The organism is Limnohabitans sp. Rim28 (genome assembly GCF_000293865.2).
In the GTDB taxonomy this organism is placed as follows: domain Bacteria; phylum Pseudomonadota; class Gammaproteobacteria; order Burkholderiales; family Burkholderiaceae_C; genus Limnohabitans_A.
The window spans coordinates 383199-398960 of record NZ_ALKN02000001.1 but is presented as its reverse complement, the minus strand read 5'-3'; the positions used below and the strand labels follow the sequence as shown (position 1 = coordinate 398960).

Here is a 15762-nt window from a genome sequence, read left to right as displayed (position 1 = left end):
ATCATGGAAAACCCGATCGGACTCTTGAGCAAATGGTGGGCGCGCAAAGACATGCGCAAGAACCGCTCCGACTTTTATTACGACCTGGCCGGCTCGCTGGAAGACCGCGTGCCCCTGTTTTCGACCTTGCGCAAATACGAGGCCCGTGCGCGCACGCGAAGCCAGGGTGAAGCGCTGGTCTATGCCGACATGATCGATGCCTTGAGCTCCGGATCGCTCACCGACGCCATGGAAGGTTTCGCGCCGAACAATGAACTGATCATGATCGATGCGCTGCAAAGTGCAGGCGACGCCAATATGGCCGAAGGCCTCAAATTCCTGTCGGTCACGGTCGAAAAAACCGACGCCATGGCCGCTGCTGCTCGCAAGGCCATCCTGTATCCGCTGATTCTGATCATCATCTTCTCGGCCATGCTGGTCGGCTTTGCGACCCAGATCGTGCCGACGCTGGTGGGTCTTTTGCCCCCCGAGAGGTGGCCTATTTTGGGGCGCATGCTTTACAGCATCTCCCAGTTGATCGTGCACCAGGGGGTGTACATCGCTGCCGCCTTCTTTGCCGTGATCGGGCTGTTCTTCTTCATCTTGCCGCTTTGGCGCGGCGCAGTGCGCAGACGTCTGGATCGTTTCATGCCTTTCAGCCTGTACCGTGATTTTTCGGGTGCGATGCTGATCGTTTCGCTGGCCTCGCTGCTGCGCACGGGGGTTTCCCTGCGCGCCTCGCTGGAGCGTGCGATGCGCTACAGCACCCCCTGGATGCGCGCGCACCTGCGCCTGATCATGCGCAACCTGGGCAAAAACAAAACCAGCCATTTCGGTGAGGCCTTCAAGACCGGGGTCCTCAACCAATACCTGGAAGACCGGGTGCAGGACGCTTCCGAGCGACGCGATCCCGTCGAGGCCTTTGTGAAAATTGGCATCGGCTCCATTGACCGCGTGATCGCCATGCTCGAAAAATCGGCCTCGCGCATGAGTTCCGTGATCATGTTGTTGTGCGGCATCATGCTGTTCATCATGATGGGCGGCTTCTTCAGCACGGCACTGGAGCTGCAAAACGGCATCCGCAACAGTGCGCAGCAAAGCGCACGCTGAACCCGCAAAAAAGTCTGTCCATGTTTGCCTCTCTTCACCTCCCCAAGGGCGCGCGCCAGCAGCGCGGCTTCACCCTGATTGAACTCAGCCTCGTGCTGGTGCTCATGTCCATGGCCATCACGACCTTCATCGTGCTGCAGTCGCAGCAGGCGGCCGACAACCGGGCCCGTGCCGTGGCCCTGACCTATGAACGCATGAACAAGGCGGTCGGTGGTTACCTGCAGACTTACTACAAAGAGCTCACGGCCTTGAGGCCCGAGTGCGGCCGAACGAACTGGGCCGCCAACTCCGGCAACGGCATCTCCGCGAACAATTACACCGGCTGTAACCTGAACCTGCAGCTCAATGGCGGGCCCGTGACGCCCGTGGTCAATGCCCTGCAACCCACCCCCAGGGAATTGGCCCGGCTGGGCTTTCTTGAAGGGGGCAGCGCCTATGTGGACAGCTTGCCCCTGCCGACGTTGACGTCTGCCAATCCCACCCTGGCCTTCACCACCGGCAACTGGTTGGTGGGCGGACCGGGCGCGGCCATCTTGCCGGCGCGCTTCATGGTTCTCATCCAGTTCATGTGCATCAATGGCGGGTCGGTCTCGGTGTTCTTCACCACGGGTGCCTGTGCCTCGGGCACCATCGATTTGCGCAGCCTGGTGTTCAACTCGCAGCCCTACAACGTGCAGGCCGCCGACCCCAGCTCGCAGGTGCTCTACCAGGCGCTGGACAGGGTGGGCAGCGACGGCTACCTCTCGGGCCCTGGGCCCGGCACCAACACCCCCACCCAAGACACCGGCGAGCTGCGCAGCGTCAAAGGCGCGGCGGAACCCACCATGAGCAACCCCACCCGTCTTTACCCAGGAAATTTTGGCACGCCCTTCATTTTTGCCATGCGCAACGGCTATGGCACCGCCGACTGGAGCTTGTTCAAAAACCAGTTGGATGCTTTGCAGACACAGGTCAACAATCTGAACAACACAATCAATAGCATTCTGAACAACGGCGCAAGATGGGTTGAAGTCAGGGTCAATGACAACGAGATGCGCGCGCAAAATACGGGCTGGGCTTGCTCGGACTGGAGCAAGCCCGTTCTTTCGACGGCTTCACCAAACGATGATTCAGGATTCCAGGCTGATGTCTTTTGCGACGGAGGTACATGGCGCATTGCATTCGAAAATACCAAAAGTGCATTGCAGTGGTCCGACTGGGTGTCCTTTCGGGGAAAACGGTGGTGACCCCCATGCTGGTGCGACGGGTGGTGAACATTTCTGGCGAAACATGATGATGCGATGGCATGGCGTGTTGCTGGGCTGCACCCTGTTCTTGGGGTGTACGGTGGCGGCGTCCCATTGTTTTGAGCATGCGGCCCAGCGCTATGGTGTGCCGACGGTGCTGCTGCAAGCCATCGCGCACCAGGAGTCGGGCGGGCGGGCCACGGCCATCAACGTCAACCGCAATGGCAGCCGCGACATCGGTCTGATGCAGATCAACAGCGGCTGGTTACGTACCTTGGCGCGGCACGGCATTGACGAGCGCGACCTCTACGATCCTTGCGTGAACACCCTGGTGGGGGCTTGGATTTTGGCCAACAACTTTGCCCGCCACGGCTACACCACACAAGGGCTGGGCGCTTACAACGCCGTCTCGCCCGACAAGCGCGAGCGTTATGCCCGCCAGGTGCTGCAGCGTGTCGAACGCATGACGCATTGGCCTACGCAAGCCCCCAACGTGGCTTCAGCGGCACAGACCGCGCCCTGAAGGCAAGGGCATGGACTTGGCCGATTTGTCGCATCTGCCCAGTGGCTTCTGGGTGGGTGTGGCCGCCTTGTGGGGTCTGGTGTGGGGCAGCTTTGCCGGTGTAGTGGTGTACCGCCTGCCCCGCCAATTGCTGGGCGAAGAGGGCTTGGGCCTGTGTTTCCCGGCCTCGCATTGTGCGGCGTGTCAACACCCGCTGCGCTGGTGGCATAACCTGCCGGTGTTCAGTTATGTGTGCTTGCGCGGGCGCTGCGGTTTTTGTGGCGCACCCATCGGGCTTGCCAACCTCGGGCTCGAGTTGGTTTTTGCGCTTGTGTGGGTCGCTTGCGTGCTGCATCTGGGGCCTGGGCGTGAGGCGCTGGTCTGGGGGGCCTTCTTTTCGGTGCTGGTGGTGCTGAGCGTCATCGATGCGCAAACCCTGTTGCTGCCCGATGTGCTGACCTGGCCGCTGGCCCTGGTGGGCTTGTTGTTGTCATTGTTGGGATGGACCGGGGTGGATGGGCTGTCGGCCTTGTTGGGGGCTGGGCTGGGCTGGGGCATGCTGGCGGGCGTGGCCTGGGTCTTTGAGCGTTGGCGCGGCGTGGCGGCCATGGGTGGGGGCGATCCCAAACTCATGGCGGCGTTGGGCGCATGGTTGGGTTTTCCGGCCCTGCTGCCTCTGCTGTTGATGTCCAGCTTGTTGCACTTGGCCTACGCCCTGGTGCTCACGGGGGGCCGCCGCCAGCAGGAAGTGCCGTTCGGGCCAGCCATGGCCGTTGCGGCGGCGATTTACTGGATGTTTCGCGAACAAGCCTGGATGCAGGTGCTGAGCGGGGGGCTGTCCGGACCTCTGGGATAATCCCGCCCATGAGCGGCAATACCTTCGGAAACTTATTCAGTGTCACCAACTTTGGTGAATCCCACGGCCCGGCCATTGGCTGCGTGATCGACGGCTGCCCCCCGGGCATGCCGCTGTCCGAAGCCGACATCCAGCCCGACCTGGACCGCCGCCGTCCCGGCACCAGCAAATTTGTCACCCAGCGCAACGAGCCCGATGCGGTGCAGATCCTCTCGGGCGTGTACCAGGGGCTGACCACGGGGACCCCGATTTGCCTCTTGATCCAGAACACCGACCAGCGCAGCAAGGACTATGGCGACATCCTGCAAACCTTCCGTCCCGGACATGCCGATTACACCTACTGGCGCAAATACGGCCTGCGCGATCCGCGAGGCGGTGGCCGCTCGTCGGCTCGCCTCACAGCCCCCATGGTGGCCGCAGGGGCCGTGGCCAAGAAGTGGCTGAAAGAAAAATATGGCACCACGTTTGTCGGCTGCATGAGCCAGATTGGCGATGTGCCCATTGGCTTTGAGAGCTGGGACCATGTACCCCACAACCCGTTTTTTGCCCCAGTGGCCGATGTGTCGGCACTGGAGGCCTATATGAACGCCCTGCGCAAGTCGGGCGATTCTTGTGGTGCGCGCTTGCGCGTGGTGGCCCGGGGCGTTCCCGTGGGCCTGGGCCAACCCCTGTTTGACAAGATCGACGCCGACATCGCGTTTGCCATGATGGGCATCAACGCCGTCAAGGGCGTGGAGATCGGCGCCGGTTTTGGCTGCGTCACACAAAAAGGCAGTATGGCAGGCGATGCGCTCACCCCTGAGGGATTTGTCGGCAACAACGCGGGCGGCGTGCTCGGCGGTATCAGCACCGGACAAGACATTGAAGTGTCGATCGCCATCAAACCGACCAGCTCGATCCTGATTGCCCGCGATTCGATCGATTCGGCCGGCCAGCCCACCGAAGTCATCACCAAAGGCCGTCACGACCCTTGCGTGGGCATCCGCGCCACGCCGATTGCCGAGGCCATGCTGGCCCTGGTGGTGATGGAGCATGCCTTGCAGCACCGCGCCCAATGCGGCGATGTTGAGCACGCGCAGGCCCCGATCGCCGCGACCAAGCCTTAAGGCATGACGCCACGCAGTCAACTTTGGCCTTTTGCCGCGTTGTCGGCCAGTTACTTTGCACACATCGGGTTTTTCAACCCGTATTTGCCACTGTGGCTGCAGGACATGGGCTTGAGCTTGCTGACCATCAGCGTGCTCACCGCCGTGCAGGCCACCACCCGTTTGTTTGCGCCCTATGCCTGGGGCGCCATCAGTGACCGCACCGGAGAGCGGGTCAAGTTGCTGCGCATTGGCGCCGGGGTGGCGTTTGCCACGGCTTGTTTGCTGTTTTGGGATTGGGGCCCGCTGGGCCTGGGTCTGGTGCTGCTGCTCATGTTCACCCACACCAGCGCCATGATGCCCATGAGCGAAGCCGCCATGGCCCACCTGGTCAGCCGAGGCGGCGCGTTTGACGCCAAGCGCTATGGGCGGGTGCGCCTGTGGGGCTCTATGGGTTTTCTGGTCACGGTGTTTGCGGCGGGGGCCTGGTTCGAGGCCTTTGGCATGCAGCACTTCCCGGCCTGGACGGTGCTGACCCTGGGCGCGGTGCTGCTCAGCGTGTGGTGGATGCCCGACCTGAAAGAGACCACCCACCACACCGATGAGCACGCCCCTGTGTGGCCTGTGCTGCGCCAAAAACCGGTGTTCTGGTTTTTCACTTCCACGTTTTTCCATGTGCTGTCGCACATCGGGGTGTACGTGTTTTTCTCGCTTTACCTCGATTCGCTGGGTTACAGCAAAACCATGATCGGCCTGTTGTGGGCCGTCTCGGTGGCGGTCGAGATCATTTGGTTTTTCACACAGTCGCGCTGGTTGCCGCGCATGCCTTTGACGGCTTGGCTGGTGCTGTGCTCGGCCGTGATGGTGCTGCGGATGCTGATCACTGCGACTTGGGCCGATGTGTTGTGGGTTTTGCTGCTGGCGCAAACCCTGCACGCCATCACCTTTGCCACGCACCACACGGCTTGTATTGCGCTGATATCGCAGCATTTTTCCGGCCGTTTGCGCGGGCGCGGGCAGGCGCTGTACACCGTGATCGCGTATGGCTTCCCAGGCGTGTTGGGCGCTTTGTTGGGCGGCTTGATCAGCGAGCGCTGGGGCTTGCAGAGTGTCTTTGTGCTCAGTGTGCTGACCAGTGTGGTGGCGACCATGGCGGCCTTTAAAGTGTGGCGCTTGCATGAACCGGTTTGAATGTCCTGATTTTTTACCCCCCGATCTGCGCGTGTCGCTGGCCGGGGCCACACGCCTGCACACCCTGTGTGATGGCAGCCGCACGGTCTGGCACGCTTGGGGGCAGCCCTCGCAGCCCGCCGTGGTCTTGCTGCACGGCGGCAGCGGCAGCTGGACGCACTGGGTGCGCAACATCGCCCCTTTGCAAGCGGCAGGCTGGCGGGTCTTGGTGCCCGACTTGCCCGGTTTTGGCGACTCGGATTTGCCGCCCGGCTGCACCGATGTGGACGCTTTGCACGCCCATCTGCATACCGGTTTGCAGCAGCTGCAAGCCAGTGGTGCCTGTGGCGATCGGGTGCGCGTGGTGGGTTTTTCGTTTGGCGGCATGGCGGGCGCTTTGTGGCTGGCCGCGCACCCGCAAGATGCCGAGCAACTGGTGTTGGTCGGCGCGCCGGGCATGGGCATGGCCACGTCGCAACGGGTGCCGCTCAAAGGCTGGCGGCATTTGCCCACGCCCGAAGCACAGAACCAAGTGCACCGCCACAACCTGATGGCGCTCATGCTCGAATGGCCCACTTCTTTGGATGAATTGGCCCTGCGCTTGCATGCCGCCAATGTGCAGCGCGACCGCATGCCGCGCAGGCGCTTGTCGTCGACCGACATCGTGGCGCGTGCTTTGCCTCAGTTGCAGGTGCCTGTGAGCGCCATTTTTGGTGAGCACGATGCTTTGTACCGTGAGCGCTTGTCAGAGCTCCAAGCGGCCATGCCTCGCTGGGCACACCGGTGGGGGCAATGGCACACCGTGGCCGGTGCCGGGCATTGGGTGCAGTACGAGGCGACACAGGCCTTTGATCAGGCCTTGCAGAGGGTGTTGGGCTCGGTGCCTGCTTGAATCAGCCTCGGGCGGCCGATACGGCTGCCCGCAGGCCCAGCAAGTAGCTGTCCACACCCAAACCGGCGATCTGGCCTTTGGCGATGTCGGCGATCACCGAGTGGTGGCGAAACGCTTCGCGGGCGTGGATGTTGGACATGTGGACTTCGATAATGGGGCACTTCAAGATGGCCAAAGCATCGCGGATGCCGTAGCTGTAATGCGTCCAAGCCCCGGCGTTGATGACCACCGCCTGCACGCCATCGGCGTGAGCGCGGTGGATGCGCTCGGCCATTTCGCCTTCGAAGTTGGTTTGGTAGCACTCGACCTGTGCACCCAGTTCAAGGCCCAGGGCGGTCACTTGGGTGTTGATTTCGTCCAGCGTGGTCGTGCCGTACTGGGCCGGGTCGCGTTTGCCGAACATGTTCAGGTTGATGCCGTGCAGGACAAGGATCTTCATGGTGGGGCTCTATCGCTCGATGGATCATGGGAATTGGAGGGCTTGGCTGCGATTGTCGGTGATTTACGGCAATATCCAAGGCCTTGATTGAAAGTGTCCCATGACCCCTTTGAAAATTGATTTTGTGTCCGACATTGCCTGCCCTTGGTGCGCCGTGGGTTTGGGTGCGCTGGAGCAAGCGCTGCAGCGCCTGCAAGGCCAGGTGCAGGCCGAGCTGCACTTCCAGCCTTTTGAGCTGAACCCGCACATGGGCCCCGGCGGGCAGGACTTGGGTGAGCACCTGACGCAAAAGTACGGCTCTACCGCAGCTCAGCAGGCGCAAATTCGCCAGAACATAGCGGCACGCGGGGCCGAGGTGGGTTTTGAATTTCACCCGGGCGGTCGGGGCCGGGTTTACAACACTTTCAATGCGCACCGTTTGTTGCATTGGGCCGAAGGGCAGGGCGCTGGTGCGCAGCACCAACTCAAAAAAGCCTTTTTGCAGGCCTATCAGGGCCGTGCCGAGTGCATGGAGGACCCTGAGGTTTTGCTGGCGAGCGTGGCGGCGGCGGGGCTGAATGTGGACGCGGCCCGAGCGGTGCTGCAAAGCGATGCACACACCGAAGAGGTGCGAGAGCGGCAACAGTTTTACACCCAGGCGGGCATCCGCTCGGTGCCAGCGGTCATCATCAACGACAAGCACTTGATCTCGGGCGGCCAGCCGGTGGAGGTGTTTGAACAAGCCCTGCGCCGCATCGCCTTGGGCGAAGTGGATTGAGCAGGGCCCTGCACATGAACACCACGTCCAAGCTGCCCGCTGCACACCACGAGACGCCCATGGTCTGCACATCTCGGCGCAGACTTTTGGGCCAATGGCCTGCGGCGGCGCTTGCCCTGATGGGCATTTCTGGCGTGGTGCAGGCGCAGCCTGAGCGCAAGTCAGCCGCGGCCGAACTGTTGCGCCTGTGGCGGCAAAGCGGCGGTGCGCTGCTGATTCGCCATGCCGCGACCGAGGCGGGTCTGGGCGACCCGGCGGGATTCACTTTGGGCCAGTGCCGCACCCAGCGCAATTTGAGCGACGCGGGCAAACAAGCCTCGCAGGATTTCGGGGCCTGGCTGCAAGCGCAAAATTTCAAGCCCGATGCGGTGCTCAGCAGCCAGTGGTGCCGCTGCCAAGACACGGCGCGACTGGCTTTTGGGCAGTTCGAAGACTGGCCCGCCTTGAACAGCACCTTCGCCGGGCAGGGCGATCCGGCGGCGCAGCAAAAGGCCTTGTTGGCCCGTTTGCGGGGATTGCCCAAAGGGCGCACCGAGGTCTGGGTCACGCACCAAGTGATCATGACCGGCCTGACCGGGGCCTACCCCAGCATGGGCGAAGGGTTTCTGGTGGACCGACAAGGCCGGTTGGTGGCCCGAGCGGAGTTGGCCCCATGAGCGGCCTGCACAGTTTGACCGTTTACTTTGACGGCTCGTGCCCCATGTGCCGACGCGAGATCGCCATTTACCGGCGTTTGCCCCAAGCGGCTGCCATCGATTGGGTGGATGTGAGTGCTGGGGCCGAATTGGGCGCTTCGCTCAGCTGCGCGCAGGCCATGGCCCGTTTCCATGTGCGCGACCGCCAAGGCCGTTTGTTCAGTGGCGCGGCAGCGTTCTCGCAAATGTGGCGCATGTTTCCGGGGTGGCGTTGGCTGGGCTGGCTGTCGGCCTGGCCGCCGCTGTCGTGGCTTTTCGAGGCCGCCTACCGTTTGTTTTTGCCCTTGCGACCCACTTTGCAAAAGTGGGTGCGACGGGCTTGGGGTGAGGAGAAAACGTGATGAGCAAAGGTTTGTGGCGTGCTTTGTCCGCAGTGCATGGGTGGGGTCTGTTGGGCGCTTGGGCTTGGGCGGGTCTGCCCCAGGCGCTGGCGCAAGCCCCCAGCCCTGTTGGCGAGAAGGTGGCTTTGGGCAGCTGGGCCATTGACCGCACCGAAGTGACCATTGGTCAGTTTGAGCGCTATGTGCGGGCCACTGGCACCGTGACCCGCGCGGAAAAAGAAGGCGGTGGTTTTGAGTATGTGGGCGGATGGGTACGCCGTCCCGGCTGGTCTTGGCGTCAACCGGATGGCGTTCCTGCCCGTGCTGATTTGCCTGCTGTGCACGTGGACTTTGCCGAGGCGCAGGCTTACTGCCGCTGGGCTGGTGGCCGCTTGCCCACAGGTGCGGAATGGCAAAAGGCGGGGTTCACCGAGATGCGCGACAACCCCCCAGCGCCCTGGGTGAAAGGCCGAACCTACCCTTGGAGCACGGGTGACAGCCCGCAAGGCGCGAACACCAGCGACCCAGACCCCTGGCCCCGCGCAGCGCCGGCCGGGGCCACCCGCCCAGGCGTGAACGGCTTGTTCGACATGGGCGCCAACGTGTGGGAGTGGACCAGCGATGCGCAGGGCAGCGAGCGGCGCACCGTGGGGGGGTCGTGGTGGTACGGCGCTTACAACATGAAGGCCGATGTGCAGGCCTTCAAAGCCGCTGACGTTTATGTGGTCTACCTCGGCTTTCGCTGCGCTTATGACCTCTCGCCAAAAGGCGGCAACCCGAGCAAATCACCCTCATGATGCATTCCTTGCCCGATGGCTACCGCGCCTTGGTGGTGGGTGCGAGCGGTGCCATCGGCAGCGCCTTGTTGCAGCAATTGCAAAGCGACCCGCGCTGCGCTTCAGTGTGCGGCGTGTCGCGCCAAAGCACACCGGGCCTGGACCTGCTGGACGAGCCCAGCCTTGCAGCCTGTGCGCAGGCGCTGGCCGGGCAGGGGCCTTTTCATTTGGTGCTGGACGCCACGGGGGCCTTGACGCTGAATGGGCGTGGCCCCGAAAAGCGCCTGGACGAACTCGATGCCACGCATTTTCTCAACGCCATGCACTTGAATGCGGTGGGCCCTGGTCTTTTGCTCAAGCACTTCGCGCCTTTGCTGGCGTCTGGGCAGCGGGTGATTTGGGGCAAGCTGTCGGCACGGGTGGGCAGCATTGAAGACAACCGCAAGGGTGGTTGGTACGGTTACCGGGCGGCCAAGGCGGCACTCAACATGCTGCTGCAAACGGCGGCCATCGAGTTGTCGCGGCGCAGGCCCTTGCTGGTGGTGGCCGCTTTGCAGCCGGGCACGGTGCAATCGGCCTTGAGCCATCCCTTTGTGGGCCAGGATGCCCTGCACCCTGACGCGTCAGCCCAGCGTTTGCTGGCCACGCTCGATGGCTTGCAGCCCACCGGGCGCGCGCAGTTTGTGGACCATCAGGGTCAGCACATCCCTTGGTGATGCGCCTGGGCTGAGTGGCGTGATCAGCCCAGCGCCTTGGCAATCTTGTGGCGCGGCACAGTGGTTTTGGGGCATTGCCCCTTGGGCAGCTTAAACCACTGGCGCACATCGTTGTCCACCCCCACGCCGTGCATGAAGTTGTAGATGGCTTTTTTCAGGCCCTGGCCCAGCAGGTCGTGGTCCACGCCAGGGGGCATGGGGGTGGGATCGACAAAACCCACATCGTTTTTGGCAAAGGTGCCTTCGGGCAAGGGCAGCAGCGTCACGCCGTAGGCCTCGGGGTTCAGGCCCACGGGCGAATGCACGGTGCAGACAAAGCGGTGGAAAAAACCGCTGTGGATGCAGCCGTTTTCAAACAACTGGCGCACGTATTCGAGCGCGTCCACCGTGTCTTGCACGGTTTGCGTCGGAAAGCCGTACATCAGGTAGGCGTGCACCAGCACGCCCGCGTCGGCAAAGCCTTTGGTGACTTGGGCCACCTGCTCGACCGAGACGCCTTTTTTCATCAGCTGAAGCAAGCGGTCCGACGCCACTTCGAGCCCGCCCGACATGGCGATGCAGCCACTTTGCGCCAGCAGTTCGCACAGCTCGGGCGTGAAGGTTTTCTCAAAGCGGATGTTGCCCCACCACGAGATTTGCACGCCCCGGCGCAGCAGCTCTTCGGCCAGGGCCTTGAGGGCTTTGGGGGGGGCGGCTTCGTCCACCAAGTGAAACCCGGTCTGGCCCGTCTCGGCCACGATCTGCTCGATGCGGTCCACCAGGGTGCTGGCCTGCGCGGTTTCGTAGCGGCTGATGTAGTCCAGGCTCACATCGCAAAAGCTGCATTTTTTCCAGTAGCAGCCGTGCGCCACGGTGAGTTTGTTCCAGCGCCCGTCGCTCCACAGCCGGTTCATCGGGTTGAGCATGTCCAGCAAGGACAGGTATTGGTGCAGCGGCAGGCCATCCCAAGTGGCCGTGCCCACGTCTTCAAAAGCGATGTCGGGCTCAGCCAAGTTGATGTACTGCACCTGGCCTGCGTCATTGCGGATGAAGGTGCGTTGCAGGCGTTGTGCGCTGCGTTGGCCTTGCAGGTGCTCGATCAGGCTGAGCAGTGGGCGCTCGCCGCCGTCGAGCGTGACGAAATCGACATGGTCGAAGACGCGGGCGTCTTTCAACTCACGCAGCTCGGTGTTCACAAAGCCGCCACCCAGGCCAATGCGGATGCTGGGGTGCGCCCGTTTGAGGCACTGCGCGATGCGAAAGGCCGCATAGACCGAGCCAGGAAAGGGCACCGACAACAACACCAGGCTGGGCTGGTGGCGCTCAACAGCCTGCAGGGCCAAGCGCTCCAGCGTGGCGTCGATCAAATTCGGCGGCTCGGCCAAGGCCTCTGCCAGTGCGTCAAAACTGGGCTGGCTCGCGGCCAGGCGCTCGGCGTAGCGCACGAACTCGAAACCCTCATCGACAGCGTCGCGCAGCACATCGGCCAGGTCGTTCAAATACAGCGTGGCCAGGTGCCGAGCGCGGTCGGTCTGTCCTAAGGCGCCAAAAGCCCAGCCGATCGGGTCGCCGGTGCCATCGTCGTCGTAGGCGTCGAGCGCGGCAAAGCGCGGGCCTTCGGGCAAAAAGCCCCGGCCTGCAATGCGGTGGCTCAGCGTGCTGTCGCGGCCCTGCAAAAAGGCGATCACCGGCCCGATGCTGACGGCGTAATCGTGGAAGTGGTCCAGAAAGAAGTTCACCGGGCCCGAGCGCTCTTCGAGTGGCAAAGCCAGCGCTGCGTCGCGCAGATCGGTCAGGCCTTGGCGGTTGAGCAAGGCCAGCACGGTGGCCAGGGCCAAATCCTCTTGCACCGCATCCAAACCCCGTGAACGCAAAAAACCCGTCAGGTAGGCCGTGGACGGGTAGGGCGTGTTCAGCTGCGTCATCGGCGGGATGAGGCTGAGCACTTTGAGGGGGGTGGGGCTGGGCATCAGGCGGGTGGTTTTCGGGTCACAGCTGGGATTATCAACGGCCTCAGGGGCGTTAACATCCCACAGCCCAGCTGCTAGGCATGATTTGACTTTTTGGATGCCTCTTTTGCCCGACGCGCTCCCAGCCACGCCCCCTGCTTTGTCCATCCTGATGGTGCAGGCCTCGGCCCAAGCCCCACTCACCCCTGCTCAGCAGCGCTTCAACGACTTGCTGGCCCAGATCGAGCGGCTGTCGGGGCTGATTCAGCGCCTGGAAGCTTGGTCTGACCAGCACCGTTATGCGCACATTCAGGCCCTGCGCGAGTGGGTGCAACAGGCGCAGGTGCACCGCAAGAGCCTGCTGCTCTGGGTGCACGAACGCTTGCAAACGACCGACTTCACCGATCGGCAGCAGCGCATGGCCCGGGGACTGGTGCGGGGTTTGATCGACCAATTGTCCGCCAGTGCTGACCCGCAAGTGCAGGCTTTGTCCGACTTGTACGTGAGCGAAGAAGACACGCAGGAAGCCGCCGAAGAACAGGCCGAGGCCGCGCAGCGCTTGCGCGAGCGAATCGAAGAAGCGCTCGGCCAGCCGCTCAACAAGCCCAGTCAATACCAAACACCTGAAGAGATGATGCAGGCGGGCATGCGCCAGTGGCAAGCGCAGCAAGAGGCCAATGAAGCGCGCAAGGCCGCCAAGCGCGCGGCCCGAAAAGCACAAAAACAAGCGCAAAAGAAAAGTGCTGCCGCCGAAACAGGCGAACTGCCCGTCGCCATGCTGCGCGAGCTGGACGCCAAAAGCGCCATCCGCACCATTTTCAGGCAACTGGCCAGTGCCCTTCACCCGGACCGCGAGCCCGACGAACAAGCGCGTCTGCGCAAAACCGCGCTGATGAGCGAGGTCAACGCCGCTTATGAAAAAAACGACCTGACCACCTTGCTGCGCCTGCAAATGCAGGTCACGCAGGGCGGCCCCCAAAGTGCGGCCCGCATGGCTGACGACAAGTTGATCGCCATGTCGGTCTTGCTCAAAGAGCAAGTGGCCGCGTTGGAAGACGATCTGGATCAGTTGGAAAGCCGCTTGAGCCGCGAGTTGTGCGTGCCGGTGCGCGCCGATGCCGACGAGGCGGCGCTGACCCAGTCGCTGCAGCGCCTACAGGCCGATCAGCGCCAGATCGCTGACAGCCTGGCCTCGGACCTGCGCCGCATTGAGAACGAGGCCGAGCTCAAGCGTTGGCTCAAGGAGCAATGGCAGCTGGCGAAAGCCACTTCTGCATGAAGCTGGCTTGGCCCGCCGCCGGGTCCAGCGCATAAGGCGCAAAGCCAAAGCCGAGGTAACTCTTCAAGGCCCGCGTGTTGCCCGTGAGCACTTCCAGCGTGAGCTTGCAGCAGCCACGCGCTTGGGCGTGTTGCTCGGCCGCCGCCAGCAGGGCCTGGCCGACCCCCGCACCCCGGTGACCTGGCAGCACGGCGATGTCGTGGATGTTCATCAGGGGCTGGGCCTTGAAGGTGGAATAGCCCTCGATGCAATTGACCAACCCCACCGGTGCACCGTCCAGCCAAGCGATGAAGCTGGCCGCGTCAGTGCGCGCGGCCAAGTCGTCGCACAGCCGGGCTTTCACATCCTGCGCCAGTGGCTCACCCCCGCCCATCGGGTCTTGGGCGTAGGCGTCCAGCAACATCACCAGCGCTTGGCGGTGTGCAGGGTTTTGGTAATCAACAGGCAGGATGTGCAGCGGCATGATCAGGCGGTGGCAGGGGTCATGAAGGAGCGCACATTGTCCTTCATACCGGCCATCACATGGCCCGCCAATTGGTGCGCTGTGATGGCACTCAGCGTCCAGCCCAGGTGGCCGTGGCCGGTGTTGTAGAACACGTTGGCTTTTTTGCCCGGGCCCACGCGCGGCAGCATGTTGGGCATCATGGGGCGCAGGCCGGCCCACGGCACCACCTTGCGGGTGTCGATGCCTGGGAAGCACTGGTTGACCCACTGGATCAGGGGCTGGATGCGGTCGGCGCGGATGTCCAGGTTGAGGCCGTTGAATTCTGCGGTGCCCGCCACGCGGAAGCGGTCATCGCCCAAGCGGCTGGTGACCAGCTTGGTCTCGTCGTCGAGCAGGCTGACCTGTGGCGCTGCGGCCTGGCTGGCACCGTCGGGCAGGTTGACGGTGATCGAGTAGCCCTTGACAGGGTAGATGTTCAGGCGGTCACCCAGCTGCGCGGCCAGGCGGCGGCCATGCACGCCAGCACAAACCACGATGCCGTCAAAGGTCAGCGAGTCGGTCTCCCCGGCATGCTTGACCTGCACGAAAGCGCTTTGCCCGTTGGCGGCCACGCTCAGGACTTCGTGTTCGTTGAGGATCTTGACGCCCAGGCGCTCGCACGCCTTGGCCAGGCCGTAGGTGAACTTGTGGATGTCGCCGGTCGAGTCGCTTTCGGTGAAGTAGCCACCGTAGTAGCTCCCATGCAGGGTGGGCTCGATGGCTTTGATCTCTTCGGGCGTCACCGCGCGGCGGGGCAAGCCGCCTTGGGCCAGCAGCTTGGAGACTTGGCCGGCATGGTCAAAGCCTTTTTTGTCACGGTAAAAATGCAGGATGCCTTCGCGCTTGTGGTCGAACTCGATGCCCTCGGCCTGGGCCCAGGCAAAGTGGTGCGCGCGCGATTCGACGGCCAGCTGCGCGGTGGCGATGGTGTTGTCCCGGTACTTGGGCATGGCGGCCATGAATTCGGCCATCCAGCTGAGTTTGTGCCAGGTGGGGGTGGGGTTCATCAGCAAGGGGGCATCGCTTTTGAGCATCCACTTCAGGCCCTTGATGATGGTGGAGGGGTGGGTCCAGACCTCGGCATTGGAGGCGGACAACTGGCCGCCATTGGCATAGGACGTTTCCATGCCGGGGTAGCGGTTCTTCTCGATGAGGGTGACCTCAAAACCCTGTTGAACCAGGGCATAGGCGGATGTGACGCCGGTGATGCCGCCGCCGATGACAACCATGTGTTTTTTCATGGAGCTTCTCTCTCTTTAAGACGTCTCAAACAAGTGGACACGCGGCACACCGGATGTGTTCTGCATGACCCCCTCTGTTTGAAACCTGAGAGATTCACCGAACGGGGTTCGGCTTGCTCCTGCGGTGGACCCGGCTGACGAAGCCGGGGCGCTCTTCAGAGTTTTTGACACGGATGTGTCGACCTGCATCGGTCCTTTGGCCTGAGAGTTTCCGGGGTGGTTGCTCCTTCGGCGCTGTCTGCTGTGACAGACAGTCTCTCCCGATGCGAGTATTTGATTTTGAAGTGTGGGTCTTCCTTTGCGCGTG

17 protein-coding genes and 2 riboswitches are annotated in these 15762 nt (G+C 62.9%); of the genes, 13 read left to right on the top strand and 4 right to left on the bottom strand.

The window, feature by feature from the left end; translation table 11 throughout:
• Nucleotides 1–3: 3 nt before the first annotated feature.
• Genes B472_RS01870 through B472_RS01840 form a run of 7 tightly spaced genes read left to right on the top strand, consistent with a single transcriptional unit; the run spans nucleotide 4 to nucleotide 6820 of the window.
• Nucleotides 4–1089 carry a type II secretion system F family protein gene (locus B472_RS01870; protein WP_019428134.1) on the top strand — a complete coding sequence of 362 codons (1086 nt, stop codon included), beginning with the start codon at nucleotides 4–6 and terminating at the stop codon, nucleotides 1087–1089.
• Between the two features lie 20 nt (nucleotides 1090–1109).
• Nucleotides 1110–2315: a type II secretion system protein gene (locus B472_RS01865; RefSeq protein WP_019428133.1), complete on the top strand. Its 1206-nt coding sequence runs from the start codon at nucleotides 1110–1112 to the stop codon at nucleotides 2313–2315.
• A 43-nt stretch (nucleotides 2316–2358) separates the two neighbouring features.
• Nucleotides 2359–2838 (top strand): lytic transglycosylase domain-containing protein, encoded by a 480-nt coding sequence (locus B472_RS01860; RefSeq protein ID WP_019428132.1) that lies wholly within the window; start codon nucleotides 2359–2361, stop codon nucleotides 2836–2838.
• Nucleotides 2839–2848: 10 nt separating this feature from the next.
• Complete coding sequence (locus B472_RS01855; RefSeq protein ID WP_019428131.1) at nucleotides 2849–3673, top strand: A24 family peptidase; 825 nt, start codon at nucleotides 2849–2851, stop codon at nucleotides 3671–3673.
• An 8-nt stretch (nucleotides 3674–3681) separates the two neighbouring features.
• Nucleotides 3682–4779, top strand: a complete 1098-nt coding sequence (gene aroC / locus B472_RS01850; RefSeq protein WP_019428130.1) for a chorismate synthase — start codon at nucleotides 3682–3684, stop codon at nucleotides 4777–4779.
• A gap of 3 nt (nucleotides 4780–4782) precedes the next feature.
• Nucleotides 4783–5949, top strand: a complete 1167-nt coding sequence (locus B472_RS01845) for an MFS transporter (protein WP_019428129.1) — start codon at nucleotides 4783–4785, stop codon at nucleotides 5947–5949.
• Nucleotides 5936–6820, top strand: a complete 885-nt coding sequence (locus B472_RS01840; RefSeq protein WP_019428128.1) for an alpha/beta fold hydrolase — start codon at nucleotides 5936–5938, stop codon at nucleotides 6818–6820. The genes B472_RS01845 and B472_RS01840 overlap by 14 nt, the downstream gene beginning before the upstream one ends.
• Before the next feature lies 1 nt (nucleotide 6821).
• Here the strand turns inward: B472_RS01840 and aroQ are convergent, their stop codons facing one another.
• Nucleotides 6822–7259: a type II 3-dehydroquinate dehydratase gene (aroQ, locus tag B472_RS01835; protein ID WP_019428127.1), complete on the bottom strand. Its 438-nt coding sequence runs from the start codon at nucleotides 7257–7259 to the stop codon at nucleotides 6822–6824.
• 100 nt (nucleotides 7260–7359) lie between these two features.
• On the opposite strand from aroQ, the gene B472_RS01830 reads away from it, so the two are divergent.
• The 5 genes from B472_RS01830 to B472_RS01810 are packed head-to-tail and all read left to right on the top strand — an operon-like array spanning nucleotide 7360 to nucleotide 10523.
• On the top strand, nucleotides 7360–8016 hold the full coding sequence (locus B472_RS01830; protein WP_019428126.1) for a DsbA family oxidoreductase: 657 nt from the start codon (nucleotides 7360–7362) through the stop codon (nucleotides 8014–8016).
• A gap of 14 nt (nucleotides 8017–8030) precedes the next feature.
• Complete coding sequence (locus tag B472_RS01825; RefSeq protein WP_019428125.1) at nucleotides 8031–8672, top strand: histidine phosphatase family protein; 642 nt, start codon at nucleotides 8031–8033, stop codon at nucleotides 8670–8672.
• Nucleotides 8669–9052: a thiol-disulfide oxidoreductase DCC family protein gene (locus B472_RS01820; protein ID WP_019428124.1), complete on the top strand. Its 384-nt coding sequence runs from the start codon at nucleotides 8669–8671 to the stop codon at nucleotides 9050–9052. The genes B472_RS01825 and B472_RS01820 overlap by 4 nt, the downstream gene beginning before the upstream one ends.
• A complete protein-coding gene (locus B472_RS01815) occupies nucleotides 9052–9828 on the top strand; it encodes a formylglycine-generating enzyme family protein (RefSeq protein WP_019428123.1) in 777 nt (258 codons plus the stop codon). The genes B472_RS01820 and B472_RS01815 overlap by 1 nt, the downstream gene beginning before the upstream one ends.
• On the top strand, nucleotides 9825–10523 hold the full coding sequence (locus tag B472_RS01810) for an SDR family NAD(P)-dependent oxidoreductase (RefSeq protein WP_019428122.1): 699 nt from the start codon (nucleotides 9825–9827) through the stop codon (nucleotides 10521–10523). Before B472_RS01815 ends, B472_RS01810 begins: the two co-directional genes overlap by 4 nt.
• Nucleotides 10524–10546: 23 nt before the next feature.
• Here B472_RS01810 and B472_RS01805 read toward each other — a convergent pair whose 3' ends face one another.
• A complete protein-coding gene (locus B472_RS01805) occupies nucleotides 10547–12472 on the bottom strand; it encodes a radical SAM protein (RefSeq protein ID WP_019428121.1) in 1926 nt (641 codons plus the stop codon).
• A gap of 97 nt (nucleotides 12473–12569) precedes the next feature.
• Here B472_RS01805 and B472_RS01800 point away from each other — a divergent pair, with 97 nt between their 5' ends.
• A complete protein-coding gene (locus B472_RS01800) occupies nucleotides 12570–13730 on the top strand; it encodes a J domain-containing protein (protein ID WP_019428120.1) in 1161 nt (386 codons plus the stop codon).
• Here the strand turns inward: B472_RS01800 and B472_RS01795 are convergent.
• Both B472_RS01795 and B472_RS01790 read right to left on the bottom strand, forming a co-directional pair.
• On the bottom strand, nucleotides 13690–14193 hold the full coding sequence (locus B472_RS01795) for a GNAT family N-acetyltransferase (protein WP_019428119.1): 504 nt from the start codon (nucleotides 14191–14193) through the stop codon (nucleotides 13690–13692). The genes B472_RS01800 and B472_RS01795 overlap by 41 nt on opposite strands.
• A gap of 2 nt (nucleotides 14194–14195) precedes the next feature.
• A complete protein-coding gene (locus tag B472_RS01790) occupies nucleotides 14196–15455 on the bottom strand; it encodes a D-amino acid dehydrogenase (protein WP_019428118.1) in 1260 nt (419 codons plus the stop codon).
• Nucleotides 15456–15519: 64 nt separating this feature from the next.
• A riboswitch (glycine riboswitch) is annotated at nucleotides 15520–15624 on the bottom strand.
• Between the two features lie 10 nt (nucleotides 15625–15634).
• Nucleotides 15635–15728: riboswitch (glycine riboswitch) on the bottom strand.
• Nucleotides 15729–15762 lie beyond the last annotated feature (34 nt).